We start from the raw sequence: 18,002 nt of genomic DNA, 5'->3' as shown, positions 1-18,002 counted from the left end.
GCCCGCCCCGGCGGACCGTCCCCGAATCCGGCCGGTGGGCGTCCCGCCGGAGGCGACCCCCGGCCCCGGGTCCCGCACGGACCCGGGGCCGGGGCGCGTCCCGGGGCACGGTCGGGACCGCGCCCCGGACACGCTTCGATGACACCGGGACGTCCGGTTCGTCCGAACCCTGTGGTCCGGGGCCCGCCCGGGTTACCGTTCCGCTCATGCTGGACCGGATGCGCCGCCGCTCCCTCCCCGCGGAGCACACCGCCGCCGTGCTCGCCGCGGCCGCGGAGATCGACGAGGCGCTCGGCGACGGCCTGCGCGGACGCGGCGCCGGACTCGCCGCCCGCCGGCTGCGCCGCCTGCTCGACGCCGACGCGGTGCTGCTCGCCGACCTCGACGGTCCGCCCACCCTCGCCGGGCCGTCCCCGGCCCCGGAGCTGCTCGCCGAACTGGTCGGCCGCCCCCACGAACACGGCACCGTCGTGCGGATCGGCGACTGGACCACCGCCCCCCTGCTGGTCGCCGGTGAACCCGCCGGCGTACTCGCCGCCGCGGGCGCCGACGAGGCCGCCCTGACGGCCGCCGCCGCCCTCGTCGCCCGCAGCCTGGACCACGCCGACCTGCGACGGGCCAGGGCCCGCATCGCCCGCGCCGACCTGCGCACGCTGCGCGCCCAGATCTCCCCGCACTTCCTGCACAACGCCCTGGCGGTGATCGCCGCCCGCATCCGCACCGACCCCGACCGGGCCCGCGGCCTGCTCACCGACTTCGCCGACTACCTGCGCTACAGCTTCTCCTCGCGCGGCGACTACGCCACCGTCGCCGACGAACTCCAGGCCGTGCAGACCTACCTGGAACTGCAACGCGCCCGGTTCGACGACCGCATGGAGCTGACCGTGCGGATGGCCCCGGAGATCCTGCCGGTGGCCATCCCCTTCCTGATCATCCAGCCGCTGGTGGAGAACGCCGTCCGGCACGGCCTGGAACCCGAGCCCGGCCCCGGTTCGATCACCGTCTCCGGCTACGGCGAGGGCCCGCTGTGCGTCATCGAGGTCGAGGACGACGGCGTGGGGATGGAGCCCGAACTGGCCCGCGCGATCCTCGCCGGCTCCGGTCCGCCGGCCAAGCGGGTCGGCCTGGCCAACGTCGACCAGCGGCTGCGCGCGGTCTACGGACCCGAACACGGTCTGGTCATCGAGACCGCTCCCGGCAGCGGCACCAGGGTCATCGTCCGCGTCCCCCGATTCCGGCGAGGAGTGTCCGCCGCATGACCGCCCCACCGCCCGCCACCGGACCGGGAGCCCTGCGGCTCCTGGTCGTGGAGGACGAGAACTTCACCCGCGCCGAACTCGCGGACCTGCTCGCCGACCTGCCCGGCGTCGGCGACGTCCAGGAGGCCGACAGCGGCGAGGCCGCCGTGCGCCGGATCGGGACCGAGAGCTTCGACGCCGTCTTCCTGGACATCTCCATGCCCGGCCTGGACGGCATGGAGGTCGCCCGGGTGCTCAGCGTCCTCTCCGAGCCGCCCGCCATCGTCTTCGTCACCGCCTCGGAGCGTCACGCCGTGGAGGCGTTCGGCATCGGAGCCGCCGACTACCTGCTCAAACCGGTCCGGCCGGAGCGGCTCGCCGAGGCGGTCGGCCGGGTCCGGGCGCTGCGCCGCCCCGTCACCGGCCATCCGGAGCCCCCGGCCGACGAACTGTCGGTGGTGCAGATCGAGACCGGTCGGCACACCGTCTTCGTGCGCCGCGACGACGTGCAGTTCGCCGAGGCGCACGGCGACTACGTGCGGCTGCACACCGAGGGCGACACCCATCTGATCCGGCTCTCGCTGTCCTACCTGGAGGAGGTGTGGGGGCCGGCCGGCTTCGTCCGCGCCCACCGCGGCTACCTGGTGGCGGTCCGCTGGATCCGCGACCTGCGGGTCACCGGCTCCGCCGGCCTGCTGGCGTGCACCCCGGCGGGGGACGTGCCGGTCAGCCGGCGGCACGCCCGCGCGCTGAAGGAGCGGCTGCTGGCGGCGGTCCGCGACGACCCGAGGGCCGGCGGGCGATGAGCCCGGAGCGTCGGGTCCGGGTGACCAGCCCGCAGACCCGGTTCGCCCTGGCCCGGCGCCATCGCCCGCCGCACGGCCTGCTGGTCCCCGGCTCGCCCGGCGCCCCCGGCGACGGCATCGGTGACCCGGTCGAACGCGCCCTCGCGGAGGAGACCTTCCGACGGCAGCGGCGGCTGGCGGTGCGCACCATGGTCCTGCTCGCGACGCTGCTGTTCGGCCTCAGCGGTCTGCTGGCCCTGTGGCCGGCGCCGGATCCGACCCGGATCGCCGGGATCCCCGCCTCCTGGCTGCTGCTGATGACGGCCAGCTACCCGCTGCTGCTGCTCAGCGCGGTGGTCCACGTGCGGCGGGCCGAGCGCATCGAGCGGGCCGGGGGCCCCCGGTCGGACGCCCGGGCCGCGGGGCGGGGGCCGGTGGTGGGCCCGCGCACCGCTCCCGACACCCCCGGTCGCCCCTCCACCGGGACCGCGGCCGAACGGGCCCCGGAGCCGGGGGAGCGGCCGTGACCGGGATGCTCGCCATCGGCCTGCTGCTGGTCACCAGCGTCCTGATCGGCGTCTACGGGGTGCGCGCGGCCCGCAGCGCCCCCGACTTCCTCATCGCCTCCCACCAGGTGCGGCCCGGCTGGAACGCCATGGCGATCGCCGGGGAGTACGTCTCGGCGGCCTCGGTGCTCGGCCTCGCCGGCCTCATGCTCAAGGAGGGCGTCGGCACGCTCTGGTACGCGGTCGGTTTCACCGCCGGCTACGTCGCGGTCGCCGCCCTGGTCGCCGGCCCCATGCGCCGCTCCGGCGCCTACACGGTGCCGGACTTCGCCGAGTACCGCCTCGGCTCGCCGACCATCCGGCGGCTGTGCGCCCTCATCGTGCTGGTGATCATGTGGTTGTACCTGGTGCCGCAGTTCAAGGGCGCCGGGGTGGTCCTGCACCTGGTCAGCGGTACCCCCTACTGGGTGGGGGTGGTGTTGGCGGGTCTGGTCGTCTCGGTCTCCATCGCGGTCGGCGGGATGCGCTCGGCCACCTACGTCCAGGGTTTCCACTACCTGGTGAAACTGCTGTTCATCGCGGTCCCGGCGATCGTGCTGGTGATCGGTGCGGGGGAGGGGGCCCGCGCGGAGGCGCTGCGGGTGGACACCACCGAGTGGAGCCGCCCGCTGCTGGACGTCGGGGGGTCGGGCCAACCGCTGTTGGCGACCTGGTCGGTACTGCTGGCCACCACCCTGGGCGCGGTGGGCCTGCCGCACGTCATCATGCGCTTCCACACCAGTCCGACGGCGCGGATAGCGCGCCGGGTCGCGGTCGGCGTGATCGTGCTGCTCGGCGTCTTCTACCTGTTCCCCGCGGTGTACGGGCTGCTGGGGCGGGTCTTCACCCCGGAGCTGGCGACCACCGGCGACACCGACACGGTGACCGTCGTGCTGCCGGCCCAGATCGTGCCCGGCACCTGGGGGGCGGTCCTGACGGCGGTGGTGGCGGCCGGGGCGTTCGCCGCCTTCCTCTCCACCTCCTCCGGCCTGCTGCTGGCGCTCGCCGGCGGGCTCTCCCACGACCTGGCCCGGGACGGCTCGCGCGGACTGCCGCGGCTGCGGCTGGCGGTGGCGGGCGGCACGCTGGTGGCGGTGCTGCTGTCGCTGCCGGCCGCGGCGGTGGACATCAACGTGCTGGTGGGGTGGGCCTTCGCGGTGGCCGCCTCGACCTTCTGCCCGCTGCTGGTGCTGGGCATCTGGTGGCGCGGGCTGACGACCGCCGGCGCGGCGGCGGGGCTGGCCACGGGGGTGTGCGCCGCCACCGGGGCGGCCCTGGCCTCGGCGCTGACGGACACCGGGCCGGGGGCGGTGACCGTGCTGCTGGCCCAGCCGGCGGCGTGGACGGTGCCACTGGCCTTCGCCGTGATGATCGGTGTCTCCCGGGTACGGCGGTGGGGGGAGCCGCCGGCGTGGGCCGACCACGCGGTGCTGCGGCTGCACGCCCCGACCCCGCGCGACGGTTGAGGCCGGGGTTCCGTCCGCCCGGGGCCCGGAGGGCTTCGGTGGGGGAGGAGCGTGTCGACGTCGACGTCCTCGCCAAGGAGGAGGAGGAGCGCCTTCCGCAGGCGGCTGGGGGACATTGCACGGCCGAGGTCGGGTGATGGGTTCACGACGAGTCGTCCCTCGAGGATTTCCGGTCGGTGACCGGGCAGCTCGCGGAAGACCACCTCGGCCGGCTCGATGAGGCCCGTCACAGCTCGTGCCCGGGGCGGGCTCGGCCGGTCCTCCGTCCTCTCCGGGGCGGGGGTCCGGGCCGGGGCGATGGTCATGTCGGTGCTCCTGTCCGCGTCGCGTGCCACGGGACCTCCCCTCCGAGCGTGGGGGGATGATCACCGTCCGGTGACCACGGGGACGATTCCCGCCGGTGGTACGGACGCGCGCCGGGGGTGCGCGGAACGTGTCGCGCGCCGAACCGGGGAGAGCCGGAGAACCCGGGAAGGCCGAGGGGCGCGGACCGCCGGTCGACGCCGAAACCGGGGAACCCCCGGGACGTCCGGGCGGGCCCGTCAACACCTGCGGCTGTGAGGGTCGTCACGCCCCGGGCGGGGTGTTCGGGCCGATTGGCGGGCGCTGTGTCCGGTATGGCACACTGGGCGGGTTGCTCGGTTGAGTGCCGATGCCGCGCGCCTCCCGCCGGGAGGACCGGAAGCGAGTCCCATCGTATTCGTCACCCCTGATCAGGGGTGGAAGTACCGGGATCTTCCGGGAAGCGTCGGTGGGGTACCGACCAGGCACCTGGTGGACACCATCCCCCCGCCGCCCGCCGGAGAAACCCTCCGGAGGGTTTTGCCTTGCGGTGAAATCCGCTCGGAAGCGCGACACGCCCGACCGCGTGGGTCGAGCGAGGCGCCCGGCGAGGGGGTCGGGGAGACCCGAACCACCGGGTTCCGGAGCGTTGACGAGAGACAGGACTACGAACCAGCCATGGCGGGACAGAAGATCCGCATCCGGCTCAAGGCCTACGACCACGAGGTCATCGACAACTCGGCGAAGAAGATCGTCGAGACGGTGACCCGTACCGGTGCGTCGGTCGCGGGCCCGGTGCCGCTGCCCACAGAGAAGAACGTGTACTGCGTCATCAAGTCGCCGCACAAGTACAAGGACTCGCGCGAGCACTTCGAGATGCGCACCCACAAGCGTCTGATCGACATCCTCGACCCGACCCCCAAGACCGTTGACTCGCTGATGCGCCTGGACCTCCCGGCCGGCGTCGACATCGAGATCAAGCTCTGAGGGGTGCGCTGAAGATGACCAAGCAGATCAAGGGCGTCCTGGGCGAGAAGCTCGGCATGACCCAGGTCTGGGACGAGAACAACCGTGTCGTCCCGGTGACCGTGGTCAAGGCCGGACCCTGCGTCGTGACCCAGGTCCGCACCGCCGACCGCGACGGCTACGACGCCGTCCAGATCGCCTTCGGCGAGATCGACCCGCGCAAGGTGAACAAGCCCCTCAAGGGCCACTTCGCCAAGGCCGGCGTCACCCCCCGCCGTCACCTGGTGGAGATCCGCACCGCCGACGCCTCCGAGTACACCACCGGCCAGGAGGTCACGGCCGAGGTGTTCGAGTCCGGCCTCAAGGTCGACGTGACCGGGAAGTCCAAGGGCAAGGGCACCGCCGGTGTCATGAAGCGCCACGGCTTCCGCGGTGGCAAGGCCTCCCACGGTGCCCACCGCGTGCACCGCAAGCCCGGCTCCATCGGTGGCTGCGCCACTCCCGGCCGCGTGTTCAAGGGCATGCGGATGGCCGGTCGCGCCGGCAACGAGCGGGTGACCACCCAGAACCTGACCGTCCACGCCGTTGACGCGGAGAAGGGACTGCTGCTCATCAAGGGCGCGGTTCCCGGTCCGAACGGCGGCCTCGTCCTGGTCCGCACCGCGGCCAAGGGGGCCTGAGGTTAAACGATGACCACCAACATTGACATCCTCTCGCCGGCCGGCGACAAGACCGGTTCCGTCGAACTCCCCGCGGAGATCTTCGGCGTTCAGGTCAGCATTCCGCTGATCCACCAGGTCGTCGTCGCCCAGCTGGCCGCGGCCCGCCAGGGTACGCACAAGACCAAGACCCGCGGCGAGGTTCGCGGCGGTGGCCGCAAGCCGTACCGCCAGAAGGGCACCGGCCGCGCGCGCCAGGGCTCGACCCGCGCCCCGCAGTTCGCCGGTGGTGGCGTGGTCCACGGCCCCGTGCCGCGTGACTACTCCCAGCGGACCCCCAAGAAGATGAAGGCCGCCGCCCTGCGCGGTGCCCTCTCCGACCGGGCCCGCCACCAGCGCGTTCACGTCGTCTCCGGCGTCGTGGACGGCGAGGTCTCGACCAAGGCCGCCAAGACCCTCTTCGGGAAGATCAGCGAGCGCAAGAACCTGCTCCTGGTCGCCGAGAAGGGCGAGCGCGAGGCCTGGCTGTCGGCCCGCAACCTGCCGCAGGTCCACATCCTCGAGCCGGCTCAGCTGAACACGTACGACGTGCTCGTCTCCGACGACGTGGTCTTCACCAAGGCCGCCTTCGACAGCTTCGTCGCCGGCCCGACCGAGTCCGAAGGGAGCGAGGCCTGATGAGCGAGGCGACCTCCGCCACCGCCGAGGGCGTGACCAGCAAGACCTTCACGGACCCCCGTGACGTCCTGCTCCGCCCCGTGGTCTCCGAGAAGAGCTACGCGCTGCTGGACGAGAACAAGTACACGTTCGTCGTCGACCCGCGCGCCAACAAGACCCAGATCAAGCAGGCCGTCGAGACGGTCTTCTCGGTCAAGGTCGCCGGGGTGAACACCATCAACCGGCAGGGCAAGCGCAAGCGCACCCGCACCGGTTACGGCAAGCGCGCGGACACCAAGCGCGCCATCGTGACCCTCGCCGAGGGCGAAACCATCGACATCTTCGGCGGCCCGGTCTCCTGACGGAGGTCCGAGCCGTCCGATACCGGACGAGGACGTAAGAATGGGTATCCGCAAGTACAAGCCGACGACTCCGGGCCGTCGTGGCGCCAGTGTCGCCGACTTCGTCGAGATCACGCGGTCCACGCCGGAGAAGTCGCTGGTCCGCCCGCTGCACAGCAAGGGTGGTCGGGACAACTCCGGCCGGGTGGCCGTCCGTCACCAGGGTGGTGGCCACAAGCGGGCCTACCGCCTGATCGACTTCCGTCGGCACGACAAGGACGGCGTGCCGGCCAAGGTCGCGCACATCGAGTACGACCCGAACCGCACCGCGCGCATCGCGCTGCTGCACTACGCCGACGGCGAGAAGCGCTACATCATCGCGCCGGCCGGCCTGAAGCAGGGCGACCGCATCGAGAACGGTCCGGGCGCCGACATCAAGCCCGGCAACAACCTGCCGCTGCGTCACATCCCGGTGGGTACGGTCATCCACGCCATCGAGCTGCGGCCCGGCGGCGGCGCCAAGTTCGCCCGTTCCGCGGGTGCCTCGGTGCAGCTGCTGGCGCGCGAGGGGCGCATGGCGCACCTGCGCATGCCCTCCGGTGAGATCCGCCTGGTCGACGTCCGCTGCCGCGCCACCGTCGGCGAGGTCGGCAACGCCGAGCAGTCGAACATCAACTGGGGCAAGGCCGGCCGGATGCGCTGGAAGGGCGTCCGCCCGAGCGTTCGCGGTGTGGTCATGAACCCCGTGGACCACCCGCACGGCGGTGGTGAGGGCAAGACCTCCGGTGGTCGCCACCCGGTCTCGCCCTGGGGCAAGAAGGAAGGACGTACTCGCTCGCCGAAGAAGGCCAGCAACAAGTACATCGTCCGCCGCCGCAAGACGAACAAGAAGCGCTAGGAGCAGGCCACGATGCCGCGCAGTCTGAAGAAGGGGCCCTTCGTCGACGACCACCTGAGCAAGAAGGTGGACGCCCAGAACGAAGCCGGCACCAAGAACGTCATCAAGACCTGGTCCCGCCGCTCCATGATCGTCCCGGCGATGCTCGGGCACACGATCGCGGTGCACGACGGTCGCAAGCACGTCCCGGTGTTCGTCACCGAGTCGATGGTCGGCCACAAGCTCGGCGAGTTCGCGCCGACCCGCACCTTCCGCGGCCACGTGAAGGACGACCGCAAGTCGCGTCGTCGCTGACCGGCGGGTTGCGAGACAAGATGATTGACACCGAAGGGACAACCATGGAAGCCAGGGCCCAGGCGCGGTACATCCGCGTCACGCCCATGAAGGCCCGCCGTGTGGTGGACCTCATCCGTGGCATGGACGCCACGGAGGCCCGGGCGGTCCTGCGTTTCGCCCCGCAGGCCGCGAGCGTGCCGGTTGGCAAGGTGCTGGACAGCGCCATCGCCAACGCCGCGCACAACTACGACCACACCGATGTCGACACGCTCTTCGTCAAGGAGGCGTACGTCGACGAGGGCCCGACCCTCAAGCGGTTCCGTCCGCGCGCGCAGGGTCGCGCCTACCGGATCCGGAAGCGGACCAGTCACATCACCGTGGTCCTCGGCAGCAAGGAAGGGACCCGGTAATGGGACAGAAGGTCAACCCGCACGGGTTCCGGCTCGGCATCACCACCGACTTCAAGTCGCGCTGGTACGCCGACAAGCTGTACAAGGACTACGTCAAGGAAGACGTCGCGATCCGTCGCATGCTCACCAGTGGCATGGAGCGGGCCGGCATCTCCAAGGTGGAGATCGAGCGCACCCGTGACCGGGTTCGCGTCGACGTCCACACCGCCCGGCCGGGCATCGTCATCGGCCGTCGCGGTGCCGAGGCCGACCGTCTCCGGGGCAACCTGGAGAAGCTGACCGGCAAGCAGATCCAGTTCAACATCCTCGAGGTGAAGAACCCGGAGCTCGACGCCCAGCTGGTGGCCCAGGCCGTCGCCGAGCAGCTCGCCTCCCGCGTCTCCTTCCGGCGGGCCATGCGCAAGAGCATGCAGTCCACCCTGAAGGCCGGCGCCAAGGGCATCAAGATCATGTGCAGCGGTCGGCTCGGCGGCGCGGAGATGTCCCGCTCCGAGTTCTACCGCGAGGGCCGCGTGCCCCTGCACACCCTGCGCGCCAACGTGGACTACGGCTTCTTCGAGGCCCGTACCTCCTTCGGCCGCATCGGCGTGAAGGTGTGGATCTACAAGGGCGATGTGAAGAACATCTCCGAGGTCCGCGCCGAGAACGCCGCCGCCCGGGCCGGCAACCGTCCCTCGCGCGGCGGTTCCGACCGTCCGGCGCGCGGCGGTCGCGGCGAGCGCGGCGGTCGTGGTCGCAAGCCGCAGCAGCAGAACGCTCCGGCCGAGGCCGCACGGGCCGAGACCGGCGCCGCGGCGGCGTCGCCCGACAGCTCCGGAAAGGAGGGCTGACCCCATGCTGATCCCGCGCAGGGTCAAGCACCGCAAGCAGCACCACCCCAAGCGCAAGGGCATGGCCAAGGGCGGCACCGAGGTCGCGTTCGGCGAGTGGGGCATCCAGGCGGTCACCGCCGCCTACGTGACGAACCGGCAGATCGAGGCCGCGCGTATCTCGATGACCCGGCACATCAAGCGTGGCGGCAAGGTGTGGATCAACATCTACCCCGACCGTCCGCTGACCAAGAAGCCCGCCGAGACCCGCATGGGTTCCGGTAAGGGTTCGCCGGAGTGGTGGGTCGCGAACGTCAAGCCCGGTCGGGTGATGTTCGAGCTGTCCTACCCGAACGAGAAGATCGCCCGTGAGGCGCTGATCCGCGCCTCGCACAAGCTTCCGATGAAGTGCCGGATCGTGCGGCGCGAGGCAGGGGAGGCGTGATGGCTGCCGGTACCAAGACGGCCGAGCTGCGCGAGCTGAACAACGAGGAACTCGTCGTGAAGCTGCGCGAGGCCAAGGAGGAGCTGTTCCGCCTCCGCTTCCAGGCGGCGACCGGGCAGCTGGAGAACAACAGCCGGCTCAAGGCCGTCCGCAAGGACATCGCCAGGATCTACACCCTGATGCGTGAGCGCGAGCTGGGCATCGAGACGGTGGAGAGCGCCTGATGAGTGAGAAGAATGTGACTGCCGAGAACGCCGGCGAGCGTGGTCGCCGCAAGACCCGTGAGGGTCTGGTCGTCAGCGACAAGATGGACAAGACCGTCGTCGTCGCCGTCGAGGACCACGTCAAGCACGCCCTGTACGGCAAGATCATCCGCCGTACCAACAAGCTCAAGGCGCACGACGAGCAGAACGCCGCGGGCATCGGCGACCGGGTCCTGTTGATGGAGACCCGTCCGCTGTCCGCGACCAAGCGCTGGCGCATCGTCGAGATCCTCGAGAAGGCCAAGTAACCACCTGAGTTTTCTCAGGACCAGTTCCGCCAGGCTCGGTGGGGCCGTTCGCGGTCATCCGTGACGGCCCCGCCGGGAACCGGCAGACGATCAGGAGAGAGACGTGATCCAGCAGGAGTCGCGACTGCGGGTCGCCGACAACACCGGTGCGAAGGAGATCCTTTGCATCCGGGTGCTCGGTGGCTCGGGTCGGCGCTACGCGGGCATCGGCGACGTCATCGTCGCCACCGTCAAGGACGCGATCCCCGGCGGCAACGTGAAGAAGGGTGACGTCGTCAAGGCCGTCATCGTTCGCGCCGTCAAGGAGCGTCGTCGTCCGGACGGCTCGTACATCCGCTTCGACGAGAACGCCGCCGTGATCCTCAAGAACGACGGCGACCCCCGCGGTACCCGTATCTTCGGCCCCGTCGGCCGCGAGCTGCGCGAGAAGAAGTTCATGAAGATCATCTCGCTGGCGCCGGAGGTGCTGTAACCGATGAAGATCAAGAAGGGCGACCTGGTCCAGGTCATCACCGGCAAGGACAAGGGCAAGCAGGGCAAGGTCATCGTGGCCTACCCCCGCGAGGACCGTGTCCTGGTCGAGGGTGTCAACCGGGTCAAGAAGCACACCAAGGCCGGGCAGACCGCCCGCGGGTCGAAGACCGGCGGCATCGTGACCACCGAGGCCCCCATCCACGTGAGCAACGTCGCGCTCGTCGTGGAGCAGGACGGCAAGAAGGTCACCACCCGCGTGGGCTACCGCTTCGACGACGAGGGCAACAAGATCCGCGTTGCCAAGCGGACCGGTGAGGACATCTGATGACTGCCACCACCTACGCACCGCGCCTGAAGCAGCGGTACCGCGAGGAGATCCAGGGCAAGCTGCGCGAGGAGTTCTCCTACGAGAACGTCATGCAGATCCCGGGTCTGACCAAGATCGTGGTCAACATGGGTGTGGGCGACGCCGCCCGCGACTCCAAGCTGATCGAGGGCGCCGTGCGCGACCTCACCACGATCACCGGCCAGAAGCCGGCCGTCACCAAGGCCCGCAAGTCCATCGCGCAGTTCAAGCTGCGCGAGGGCCAGCCGATCGGCGCGCACGTCACGCTGCGCGGCGACCGCATGTGGGAGTTCCTGGACCGGCTGCTGTCGCTGGCGCTGCCGCGCATCCGCGACTTCCGGGGTCTGTCGCCCAAGCAGTTCGACGGCCGCGGCAACTACACCTTCGGTCTCACCGAGCAGGTCATGTTCCACGAGATCGACCAGGACAAGATCGACCGGGTCCGGGGCATGGACATCACCGTGGTCACCACGGCGACCAACGACGAAGAGGGCCGCGCCCTCCTGCGTCACCTCGGATTCCCGTTCAAGGAGGCGTGAGCCATGGCGAAGAAGGCCCTGATTGCCAAGGCGGCCCGCAAGCCCAAGTTCGCCGTGCGTGCCTACACGCGCTGCCAGCGTTGCGGCCGGCCGCACTCCGTGTACCGCAAGTTCGGCCTGTGCCGTGTGTGCCTGCGCGAGATGGCGCACCGCGGCGAGCTGCCGGGCGTGACGAAGAGCTCCTGGTAACCGCCACCCGGCGGGCACCGGAACTCTCTCGGCAAGCAGTCGGACGGCGGGTCGGCCCGATTTTTCCCACCAACGGTTCGGTGAACTAAGGTGGAAGGGTTGGGCGCCCGCCGCCCCGAATCGACTTACTACGCCGTAGGTCCCCGCTCCACACCCGTCCCGCCCAACGCGGGGAGAGGGACGGAGCAGACAGGAAACCCCGGCGAGAGAGGCCCAAGGCCATCACATGACCATGACTGATCCGATCGCAGACATGTTGACGCGTCTGCGGAACGCCAACTCGGCCTACCACGACTCCGTGGTGATGCCGCACAGCAAGATCAAGTCGCACATCGCGGAGATCCTCCAGCAGGAGGGTTACATCACCGGCTGGAAGACCGAGGACGCCCGGGTCGGCCGGAACCTGGTCCTGGAGCTGAAGTACGGCCCCAACCGCGAGCGCTCGATCGCCGGCCTGAAGCGGATCTCCAAGCCGGGCCTTCGGGTCTACGCCAAGTCCACCGCGCTGCCGCGGGTGCTCGGCGGCCTCGGCGTGGCGATCATCTCCACGTCGCACGGCCTGCTCACCGACAAGCAGGCGCAGAAGAAGGGCGTGGGCGGGGAAGTCCTCGCCTACGTCTGGTAACGGAAGGGAACGGAGGACAAGCAATGTCGCGTATCGGCAAGCTCCCCATCCAGGTTCCCGCCGGTGTGGACGTCACCATCGACGGCCGGACGGTCGGCGTGAAGGGCCCCAAGGGGAACCTCTCGCACACCGTCGCCGAGCCCATCGAGGTCGCGCGGGCCGAGGACGGCGCCATCGTCGTCAGCCGCCCCAACGACGAGAACCGGAACAGGGCCCTGCACGGCCTGTCCCGCACGCTGGTGGCGAACATGATCACTGGCGTGACCGAGGGGTACAGCAAGCGCCTGGAGATCAGCGGTGTGGGTTACCGCGTCCAGGCCAAGGGCTCGAACCTCGAGTTCTCCCTGGGCTACAGCCACCCGATTCTGGTCGAGGCTCCCGAGGGCATCAGCTTCGCGGTCGAGACCCCGACCCGGCTGACCGTTCAGGGCATCGACAAGCAGAAGGTCGGCGAGGTCGCGGCGAAGATCCGCAAGCTTCGCAAGCCCGACCCGTACAAGGCCAAGGGCATCAAGTACGAGGGCGAAGTCATCCGCCGCAAGGTCGGAAAGGCTGGTAAGTAAGCCATGGCATACGGTGTGAAGATCGCCAAGGGTGACGCCCGGAAGCGTGCCGCAGCCAAGCGCCGGCACATCCGCATCCGCAAGAAGATCTCGGGCACCCCGGAGCGTCCGCGCCTGGTCGTGACCCGTTCCAACCGCCACGTGGTGGCTCAGGTCATCGACGACATCGCGGGCCACACGCTGGCCTCCGCCTCGTCCATGGACGCCTCCATCCGCGGCACCGACGGCGACAAGAGCGCGCAGGCCCAGCGGGTCGGCGCCCTGGTCGCCGAGCGGGCGAAGGCGGCCGGCGTCGAGGCCGTCGTCTTCGACCGGGGTGGCAGCAGGTACGCCGGGCGGGTCGCCGCTCTGGCCGACGCCGCCCGTGAGGCCGGTCTCAAGTTCTGAGCCGGTTCCGTTGCCAACAGCTGGCTGAGCGGACAAGACGAGAGAGGTAATTCCAATGGCTGGACCCCAGCGCCGCGGTGGCGGCGCCGGTGGCGGCGAGCGGCGGGACCGGAAGGGCCGGGACGGCGGCGCGGCCGCCGAGAAGACCGCGTACGTCGAGCGCGTCGTCGCGATCAATCGCGTCGCCAAGGTCGTGAAGGGTGGTCGTCGCTTCAGCTTCACCGCGCTGGTCGTGGTGGGCGACGGTGACGGCACCGTGGGTGTCGGTTACGGCAAGGCGAAGGAGGTTCCGGCCGCCATCGCCAAGGGTGTGGAGGAGGCCAAGAAGTCCTTCTTCAAGGTGCCGCGGATCCAGGGCACCATCCCGCACCCGATCCAGGGCGAGAAGGCCGCGGGCATCGTCCTGCTGAAGCCCGCCTCCCCCGGTACCGGTGTGATCGCCGGTGGTCCGGTGCGCGCCGTCCTGGAGTGCGCCGGTATCCACGACGTGCTGAGCAAGTCGCTCGGCTCGTCCAACCCCATCAACATCGTGCACGCCACGGTGGCCGCTCTGCGGGGCCTGCAGCGCCCCGAGGAGATCGCCGCCCGTCGTGGCCTGCCGCTGGAGGACGTCGCCCCCGCCGCTCTGCTGCGGGCGCGGGCAGGGGTGGGTGCGTGATGGCTCGCCTGAAGATCACCCAGACCAAGTCCTACATCGGCAGCAAGCAGAACCACCGCGAGACGCTGCGCTCCCTCGGGCTCAAGCGCATCAACGACGTGGTGGTCAAGGAGGACCGTCCGGAGATCCGCGGCATGGCGAACACCGTGCGGCACCTCGTGACGGTCGAGGAGGTGGACTGACATGGCGGGCGAGAACGCCGACAAGCCGCTGAAGATCCACAACCTGCGGCCCGCCCCGGGGGCGAAGACCGCCAAGACCCGCGTGGGTCGTGGTGAGGCCTCCAAGGGCAAGACCGCCGGTCGCGGCACCAAGGGCACCAAGGCCCGTTACCAGGTGAAGGCCGGCTTCGAGGGCGGTCAGCTGCCGCTGCACATGCGGCTGCCGAAGCTCAAGGGCTTCAAGAACCCCGCCCACAAGCAGTTCCAGGTCGTCAACCTGGACCGCCTGGCCGTCCTCTACCCCGAGGGTGGCGAGGTGACCGTGCCGGACCTGGTGGCCAAGGGCGCGGTGCGCGACAACGAGCTGGTGAAGGTTCTCGGCAACGGTGAGATCTCCGTGGCGCTGCAGGTGACGGTCGACGCCGTCTCCGGCTCCGCGAAGGAGAAGATCACCGCCGCCGGCGGAACCGTCAACGAGCTGCTCTGAGCCTCGGCTCGGGGCGTGTGAAACAGATGTGACCGGGGGCGCTTCGAACAGGCGTCCCCGGTCACGCGTATGCGGCGTCATTCCCGCATCGCCATACGGCCGGTAAGGTGGCCTGCGGTGCCGTGCCCGGGGCCCACCGTGTCGTGGTCCCGGGCCCTTTCCGGAGGCCTTCGGGGGCACCCCCGCAATTCCCTCAGTATCCGTGGAACTACAAGACCGTCACCTCTCGCGAGGCCTTCGCGGGGGGCGCAGGAGGAACCGTGCTCACCGCGTTCGCCCGGGCGTTCCAGACGCCCGACCTGCGCAAGAAGCTGCTCTTCACGCTCGGCATCGTGGTGCTGTTCCGGTTCGGGGCACACGTTCCCACGCCCGGCGTGAGCTATCAGAACGTCCAGTACTGCGTGGAACAGATCGAGGACAGCAACGCGGGTCTCTTCGGTCTGGTCAACATGTTCAGTGGTGGCGCCCTGATGCAGCTCACCATCTTCGCGCTGGGGATCATGCCGTACATCACGGCGAGCATCATTCTGCAGCTCCTGGTCGTGGTGATCCCGCGACTGGAGGCCCTCAAGAAGGAGGGGCAGTCGGGTCAGGCGAAGATCACGCAGTACACGCGATACCTGACGGTCGCCCTCGCCGTGCTGCAGGCCACCGGTCTGGTGGCCACCGCGCGCAGCGGCTCGTTGTTCGCCGGTTGTACCGAACCCATCCTGACCGACGACGGCATGTTCACCGTGCTGGTCATGATCATCACCCTCACCGCGGCCACCGCGCTCATCATGTGGCTGGGTGAACTCATCACCGACCGCGGCATCGGCAACGGCATGTCGATGCTGATGTTCGTCTCCATCGCGGCGGGCTTCCCCGGCGCGCTGTGGTCGATCAAGAACGCGGGCACCCTGGCCGACGGCTGGATCGAGTTCGGCGTGGTCATCGCCTGCGGTCTGGCCATGGTCGGCCTGGTGGTCTTCGTCGAGCTGGCGCAGCGCCGCATCCCGGTGCAGTACGCCAAGCGCATGATCGGGCGCCGCTCCTACGGCGGCACCTCGACCTACATCCCCCTCAAGGTGAACCAGGCGGGCGTGATCCCCGTCATCTTCGCCTCGTCGTTGCTCTACATCCCGCTGCTGCTCGTGCAGTTCAGCGGATCGCAGGGGGCGTGGGCCGACTGGATCCAGAGGAACCTGGTCCAGATGGACAGCCCGATCTACCTCATCAGTTACTTCACCCTCATCGTGTTCTTCGCCTTCTTCTACGTGGCCATCACCTTCAACCCCGAAGACGTGGCCGAAAACATGAAGAAGTATGGTGGGTTCATCCCCGGGATCCGGGCCGGACGACCCACGGTCGAGTACCTGAGCTACGTGCTGAACCGCATCACGTGGCCCGGTTCGATCTACCTCGGTCTGATCGCCCTGGTTCCCGCCGTCGCCCTGATCATGTTCAACGCGCAGGGGGAGTTCCCGTTCGGCGGTACCTCCATCCTCATCATCGTGGGTGTCGGTCTGGAGACGGTTCGGCAGATCGAGAGCCAGCTCCACCAGCGAAACTACGAAGGGTTCCTCCGCTGATGCGTATCGTCCTCGTCGGACCGCCCGGGGCGGGCAAGGGCACGCAGGCCGCCCTGCTCGCAGAGAATCTCGGCATCCCGCACATCTCCACCGGAGACCTCTTCCGGGCCAACATCCGCCAGGGCACCGACCTCGGTCGCCGGGCGCAGGAGTACATGCGCGAGGGCCGGCTCGTACCGGACGAGGTCACGATCGGGATGGCGGCGGACCGGATGGCCGCGTCCGACGCCGAGAGCGGCTTCCTGCTCGACGGCTTCCCCCGCAACCTGCCCCAGGCCGAGGCCCTGGACAAGCTGCTGGGGGAGACCGGCATCGCGCTCGACGCCGTCCTGGACCTCGAGGTCCCCGAGGACGAGGTGGTCCGGCGCATCGCCGGCCGCCGCATCTGCCGGGAGGACAGCAGCCACCTGTTCCACATCGAGTACAGCAAGCCGCGTGCGGAGGGTGTCTGCGACATCTGCGGCGGTGAGCTGTACCAGCGCGAGGACGACCGCGAGGACACGGTCCGCAAGCGGCTGGAGGTCTACCACGAGGAGACCGAGCCGATCATCGGCCACTACCGGGACCAGGGTCTCGTGGTGACCATCCCGGCCCTCGGCGCCGTCCCCGAGGTGACGCGGCGCGCGCTGGACGCGCTGCCGCACCGCACCGTCTGACACCCCGCCGCGGGGGAACCGCGGCGACGCCCCGGGGCCGGGGTGCCCGCTCCGGGCACCCCGGCCCCGGGGCGCGACATCCCCCGGCCGACCCCGGCCCCTTCGATCCGGCACGGAAGAGAACCCGATTCATGGTGGAGATCAAGACCCCCGAGCAGATCGCGAGCATGCGTGCGGCGGGGCTGGTGGTCGCCGAGATGCACCGCCGCTGCGCCGAGGCCGCCGTGCCCGGGACCACCACCGCCGAGCTGGACCGGATCGCCGCCGCCGTCATCGCGGAGCACGGGGCCAAGCCCAACTTCCTGGGGTACGGCGGTTTCCCGGGCAACATCTGCACCTCGGTGAACGACGTGGTGGTGCACGGCATCCCCTCCGAGGGCACCGTGCTGGCCTCCGGGGACATCATCTCGATCGACGCCGGCGCGATCATCGACGGCTGGCACGCGGACGCGGCGCTGACCGTCTTCGTCGGTGACGGTCACGCCCCCGAGGTGCACGAGTTGAGCCGGGTCACCGAGCACTCGCTGTGGGCGGGCATCGCCGCCATGCGGGTCGGCGGCCGACTGGTGGACATCTCCCGGGCGGTCGAGCGGGACATCCGCAAGCAGCCCCCGCCGCCCTCGGGCCGCTGGGGCATCGTCGAGGAGTACGGCGGGCACGGCATCGGCAGCGCCATGCACATGGAGCCGCACGTGCTGAACTACGTCGAGCGACGTCGCGGCAAGGGGCCGCGCCTGGTGCCGGGCATGTGCCTGGCCATCGAGCCGATGGTCACCCTCGGGGACCCGGCCACCCACGTGCTCTCGGACGACTGGACGGTCAAGAGCGACGACGGCGGCTGGTCGGCGCACTGGGAGCACTCGGTCGCGCTGACCGAGCGGGGCCCGCTGGTGCTCACCGCCCCCGACGGCGGCCGGGCGCGCCTCGCGGAGCTGGGCATCGAGGCGGCCCCGGACCCGCTGGGCTGATCACCGGGGGAGGCGCTCCGCGCTCCCGGCCCGCCGGGCGGGGCGGGGGACCCGCGGGACGCCCCCGCGGGGTGTGCCGACGGGCCCGGG

The 18,002-nt window shown here is 70.2% G+C and carries 28 protein-coding genes; all 28 read left to right on the top strand.

All coding sequences use genetic code 11. From position 1 onward, the window contains the following. Positions 1 to 206: 206 nt before the first annotated feature. The 28 genes from FOE67_RS03045 (at position 207) to map (ending at position 17,912) form a co-directional block, all read left to right on the top strand. Positions 207 to 1,259, top strand: a complete 1,053-nt coding sequence (locus tag FOE67_RS03045; protein WP_228473489.1) for a sensor histidine kinase — start codon at positions 207 to 209, stop codon at positions 1,257 to 1,259. Beyond that, entirely contained in the window at positions 1,256 to 2,044 is a 789-nt protein-coding gene (locus FOE67_RS03040; RefSeq protein WP_182660175.1) for a LytR/AlgR family response regulator transcription factor, read from the top strand. Before FOE67_RS03045 ends, FOE67_RS03040 begins: the two co-directional genes overlap by 4 nt. Continuing rightward, entirely contained in the window at positions 2,041 to 2,550 is a 510-nt protein-coding gene (locus FOE67_RS03035) for a hypothetical protein (protein WP_182660174.1), read from the top strand. Before FOE67_RS03040 ends, FOE67_RS03035 begins: the two co-directional genes overlap by 4 nt. Positions 2,551 to 2,555: 5 nt before the next feature. Beyond that, positions 2,556 to 4,034: a sodium/solute symporter gene (locus FOE67_RS03030; RefSeq protein ID WP_194443899.1), complete on the top strand. Its 1,479-nt coding sequence runs from the start codon at positions 2,556 to 2,558 to the stop codon at positions 4,032 to 4,034. 960 nt (positions 4,035 to 4,994) lie between these two features. Continuing rightward, positions 4,995 to 5,303: a 30S ribosomal protein S10 gene (rpsJ, locus tag FOE67_RS03025; RefSeq protein ID WP_016473429.1), complete on the top strand. Its 309-nt coding sequence runs from the start codon at positions 4,995 to 4,997 to the stop codon at positions 5,301 to 5,303. A gap of 14 nt (positions 5,304 to 5,317) precedes the next feature. Further along, positions 5,318 to 5,962 carry a 50S ribosomal protein L3 gene (gene rplC / locus FOE67_RS03020; RefSeq protein ID WP_182660172.1) on the top strand — a complete coding sequence of 215 codons (645 nt, stop codon included), beginning with the start codon at positions 5,318 to 5,320 and terminating at the stop codon, positions 5,960 to 5,962. A 9-nt stretch (positions 5,963 to 5,971) separates the two neighbouring features. Then, positions 5,972 to 6,619 (top strand): 50S ribosomal protein L4, encoded by a 648-nt coding sequence (rplD, locus tag FOE67_RS03015; protein ID WP_182660171.1) that lies wholly within the window; start codon positions 5,972 to 5,974, stop codon positions 6,617 to 6,619. Continuing rightward, positions 6,619 to 6,960 (top strand): 50S ribosomal protein L23, encoded by a 342-nt coding sequence (gene rplW, locus FOE67_RS03010; RefSeq protein WP_182660170.1) that lies wholly within the window; start codon positions 6,619 to 6,621, stop codon positions 6,958 to 6,960. The genes rplD and rplW overlap by 1 nt, the downstream gene beginning before the upstream one ends. Before the next feature lie 40 nt (positions 6,961 to 7,000). After that, positions 7,001 to 7,837 (top strand): 50S ribosomal protein L2, encoded by an 837-nt coding sequence (rplB, locus tag FOE67_RS03005; protein ID WP_143616893.1) that lies wholly within the window; start codon positions 7,001 to 7,003, stop codon positions 7,835 to 7,837. A 12-nt stretch (positions 7,838 to 7,849) separates the two neighbouring features. Then, positions 7,850 to 8,131, top strand: coding sequence for a 30S ribosomal protein S19 (gene rpsS, locus FOE67_RS03000; protein WP_143616895.1), 282 nt, complete (start codon positions 7,850 to 7,852; stop codon positions 8,129 to 8,131). A gap of 44 nt (positions 8,132 to 8,175) precedes the next feature. Next, the gene (rplV, locus tag FOE67_RS02995; RefSeq protein ID WP_182660169.1) at positions 8,176 to 8,523 is read left to right on the top strand and encodes a 50S ribosomal protein L22; all 348 of its coding nucleotides are present in this window, start codon (positions 8,176 to 8,178) and stop codon (positions 8,521 to 8,523) included. After that, positions 8,523 to 9,353, top strand: coding sequence for a 30S ribosomal protein S3 (gene rpsC / locus FOE67_RS02990; RefSeq protein WP_143616899.1), 831 nt, complete (start codon positions 8,523 to 8,525; stop codon positions 9,351 to 9,353). The genes rplV and rpsC overlap by 1 nt, the downstream gene beginning before the upstream one ends. A 4-nt stretch (positions 9,354 to 9,357) precedes the next feature. Beyond that, positions 9,358 to 9,777 carry a 50S ribosomal protein L16 gene (gene rplP / locus FOE67_RS02985; RefSeq protein ID WP_143616901.1) on the top strand — a complete coding sequence of 140 codons (420 nt, stop codon included), beginning with the start codon at positions 9,358 to 9,360 and terminating at the stop codon, positions 9,775 to 9,777. Continuing rightward, entirely contained in the window at positions 9,777 to 10,001 is a 225-nt protein-coding gene (rpmC, locus tag FOE67_RS02980; RefSeq protein WP_143616903.1) for a 50S ribosomal protein L29, read from the top strand. Before rplP ends, rpmC begins: the two co-directional genes overlap by 1 nt. Then, positions 10,001 to 10,288 carry a 30S ribosomal protein S17 gene (rpsQ, locus tag FOE67_RS02975; RefSeq protein WP_182660168.1) on the top strand — a complete coding sequence of 96 codons (288 nt, stop codon included), beginning with the start codon at positions 10,001 to 10,003 and terminating at the stop codon, positions 10,286 to 10,288. The genes rpmC and rpsQ overlap by 1 nt, the downstream gene beginning before the upstream one ends. Positions 10,289 to 10,391: 103 nt before the next feature. Beyond that, complete coding sequence (rplN, locus tag FOE67_RS02970; RefSeq protein WP_019433424.1) at positions 10,392 to 10,760, top strand: 50S ribosomal protein L14; 369 nt, start codon at positions 10,392 to 10,394, stop codon at positions 10,758 to 10,760. Positions 10,761 to 10,763: 3 nt separating this feature from the next. After that, positions 10,764 to 11,087 (top strand): 50S ribosomal protein L24, encoded by a 324-nt coding sequence (rplX, locus tag FOE67_RS02965; RefSeq protein WP_182660167.1) that lies wholly within the window; start codon positions 10,764 to 10,766, stop codon positions 11,085 to 11,087. Then, on the top strand, positions 11,087 to 11,647 hold the full coding sequence (gene rplE / locus FOE67_RS02960; RefSeq protein WP_182660166.1) for a 50S ribosomal protein L5: 561 nt from the start codon (positions 11,087 to 11,089) through the stop codon (positions 11,645 to 11,647). The genes rplX and rplE overlap by 1 nt, the downstream gene beginning before the upstream one ends. A 3-nt stretch (positions 11,648 to 11,650) precedes the next feature. Continuing rightward, positions 11,651 to 11,836: a type Z 30S ribosomal protein S14 gene (locus FOE67_RS02955; RefSeq protein ID WP_004571834.1), complete on the top strand. Its 186-nt coding sequence runs from the start codon at positions 11,651 to 11,653 to the stop codon at positions 11,834 to 11,836. 226 nt (positions 11,837 to 12,062) lie between these two features. Continuing rightward, positions 12,063 to 12,461, top strand: a complete 399-nt coding sequence (gene rpsH, locus FOE67_RS02950; protein WP_143616910.1) for a 30S ribosomal protein S8 — start codon at positions 12,063 to 12,065, stop codon at positions 12,459 to 12,461. Positions 12,462 to 12,484: 23 nt separating this feature from the next. Next, positions 12,485 to 13,024: a 50S ribosomal protein L6 gene (gene rplF, locus FOE67_RS02945; RefSeq protein WP_182660165.1), complete on the top strand. Its 540-nt coding sequence runs from the start codon at positions 12,485 to 12,487 to the stop codon at positions 13,022 to 13,024. Positions 13,025 to 13,027: 3 nt separating this feature from the next. Then, positions 13,028 to 13,411: a 50S ribosomal protein L18 gene (gene rplR, locus FOE67_RS02940; protein ID WP_182660164.1), complete on the top strand. Its 384-nt coding sequence runs from the start codon at positions 13,028 to 13,030 to the stop codon at positions 13,409 to 13,411. Positions 13,412 to 13,466: 55 nt separating this feature from the next. Beyond that, positions 13,467 to 14,069, top strand: a complete 603-nt coding sequence (gene rpsE / locus FOE67_RS02935) for a 30S ribosomal protein S5 (protein ID WP_182660163.1) — start codon at positions 13,467 to 13,469, stop codon at positions 14,067 to 14,069. Continuing rightward, positions 14,069 to 14,251 carry a 50S ribosomal protein L30 gene (gene rpmD / locus FOE67_RS02930; protein WP_143616918.1) on the top strand — a complete coding sequence of 61 codons (183 nt, stop codon included), beginning with the start codon at positions 14,069 to 14,071 and terminating at the stop codon, positions 14,249 to 14,251. Before rpsE ends, rpmD begins: the two co-directional genes overlap by 1 nt. Position 14,252: 1 nt before the next feature. Continuing rightward, entirely contained in the window at positions 14,253 to 14,717 is a 465-nt protein-coding gene (rplO, locus tag FOE67_RS02925) for a 50S ribosomal protein L15 (RefSeq protein ID WP_182660162.1), read from the top strand. A gap of 260 nt (positions 14,718 to 14,977) precedes the next feature. Further along, positions 14,978 to 16,288: a preprotein translocase subunit SecY gene (secY, locus tag FOE67_RS02920; RefSeq protein ID WP_182660161.1), complete on the top strand. Its 1,311-nt coding sequence runs from the start codon at positions 14,978 to 14,980 to the stop codon at positions 16,286 to 16,288. After that, positions 16,288 to 16,944, top strand: a complete 657-nt coding sequence (locus FOE67_RS02915; RefSeq protein WP_182660160.1) for an adenylate kinase — start codon at positions 16,288 to 16,290, stop codon at positions 16,942 to 16,944. Before secY ends, FOE67_RS02915 begins: the two co-directional genes overlap by 1 nt. Positions 16,945 to 17,075: 131 nt before the next feature. Further along, the gene (gene map, locus FOE67_RS02910) at positions 17,076 to 17,912 is read left to right on the top strand and encodes a type I methionyl aminopeptidase (protein ID WP_182660159.1); all 837 of its coding nucleotides are present in this window, start codon (positions 17,076 to 17,078) and stop codon (positions 17,910 to 17,912) included. The last annotated feature ends 90 nt before the right edge of the window (positions 17,913 to 18,002 follow it).

It is taken from the genome of Streptomyces calidiresistens, from assembly GCF_014141525.1.
Taxonomy (GTDB): Bacteria; Actinomycetota; Actinomycetes; order Streptomycetales; family Streptomycetaceae; genus Streptomyces; species Streptomyces calidiresistens.
This window is presented reverse-complemented; position numbering and strand designations above follow the sequence as displayed.

Bases quoted from the DNA above. Each gene is read 5' to 3' on its own strand.
- FOE67_RS03035 (WP_182660174.1), top strand. From the start codon at position 2,041: ATGAGCCCGGAGCGTCGGGTCCGGGTGACCAGCCCGCAGACCCGGTTC.
- rplR (WP_182660164.1), top strand. From the start codon at position 13,028: ATGGCATACGGTGTGAAGATCGCCAAGGGTGACGCCCGGAAGCGTGCC.
- rplX (WP_182660167.1), top strand. From the start codon at position 10,764: ATGAAGATCAAGAAGGGCGACCTGGTCCAGGTCATCACCGGCAAGGAC.
- rpmD (WP_143616918.1), top strand. From the start codon at position 14,069: ATGGCTCGCCTGAAGATCACCCAGACCAAGTCCTACATCGGCAGCAAG.
- rplD (WP_182660171.1), top strand. From the start codon at position 5,972: ATGACCACCAACATTGACATCCTCTCGCCGGCCGGCGACAAGACCGGT.
- rpsS (WP_143616895.1), top strand. From the start codon at position 7,850: ATGCCGCGCAGTCTGAAGAAGGGGCCCTTCGTCGACGACCACCTGAGC.
- rplP (WP_143616901.1), top strand. From the start codon at position 9,358: ATGCTGATCCCGCGCAGGGTCAAGCACCGCAAGCAGCACCACCCCAAG.
- FOE67_RS02955 (WP_004571834.1), top strand. From the start codon at position 11,651: ATGGCGAAGAAGGCCCTGATTGCCAAGGCGGCCCGCAAGCCCAAGTTC.
- rpsH (WP_143616910.1), top strand. From the start codon at position 12,063: ATGACCATGACTGATCCGATCGCAGACATGTTGACGCGTCTGCGGAAC.
- FOE67_RS03045 (WP_228473489.1), top strand. From the start codon at position 207: ATGCTGGACCGGATGCGCCGCCGCTCCCTCCCCGCGGAGCACACCGCC.
- rplW (WP_182660170.1), top strand. From the start codon at position 6,619: ATGAGCGAGGCGACCTCCGCCACCGCCGAGGGCGTGACCAGCAAGACC.
- FOE67_RS03040 (WP_182660175.1), top strand. From the start codon at position 1,256: ATGACCGCCCCACCGCCCGCCACCGGACCGGGAGCCCTGCGGCTCCTG.
- rplE (WP_182660166.1), top strand. From the start codon at position 11,087: ATGACTGCCACCACCTACGCACCGCGCCTGAAGCAGCGGTACCGCGAG.
- rplO (WP_182660162.1), top strand. From the start codon at position 14,253: ATGGCGGGCGAGAACGCCGACAAGCCGCTGAAGATCCACAACCTGCGG.
- rplF (WP_182660165.1), top strand. From the start codon at position 12,485: ATGTCGCGTATCGGCAAGCTCCCCATCCAGGTTCCCGCCGGTGTGGAC.
- rpsQ (WP_182660168.1), top strand. From the start codon at position 10,001: ATGAGTGAGAAGAATGTGACTGCCGAGAACGCCGGCGAGCGTGGTCGC.
- rpsJ (WP_016473429.1), top strand. From the start codon at position 4,995: ATGGCGGGACAGAAGATCCGCATCCGGCTCAAGGCCTACGACCACGAG.
- FOE67_RS02915 (WP_182660160.1), top strand. From the start codon at position 16,288: ATGCGTATCGTCCTCGTCGGACCGCCCGGGGCGGGCAAGGGCACGCAG.
- rpsC (WP_143616899.1), top strand. From the start codon at position 8,523: ATGGGACAGAAGGTCAACCCGCACGGGTTCCGGCTCGGCATCACCACC.
- rpmC (WP_143616903.1), top strand. From the start codon at position 9,777: ATGGCTGCCGGTACCAAGACGGCCGAGCTGCGCGAGCTGAACAACGAG.
- map (WP_182660159.1), top strand. From the start codon at position 17,076: ATGGTGGAGATCAAGACCCCCGAGCAGATCGCGAGCATGCGTGCGGCG.
- rpsE (WP_182660163.1), top strand. From the start codon at position 13,467: ATGGCTGGACCCCAGCGCCGCGGTGGCGGCGCCGGTGGCGGCGAGCGG.
- rplV (WP_182660169.1), top strand. From the start codon at position 8,176: ATGGAAGCCAGGGCCCAGGCGCGGTACATCCGCGTCACGCCCATGAAG.
- FOE67_RS03030 (WP_194443899.1), top strand. From the start codon at position 2,556: ATGCTCGCCATCGGCCTGCTGCTGGTCACCAGCGTCCTGATCGGCGTC.
- rplB (WP_143616893.1), top strand. From the start codon at position 7,001: ATGGGTATCCGCAAGTACAAGCCGACGACTCCGGGCCGTCGTGGCGCC.
- rplC (WP_182660172.1), top strand. From the start codon at position 5,318: ATGACCAAGCAGATCAAGGGCGTCCTGGGCGAGAAGCTCGGCATGACC.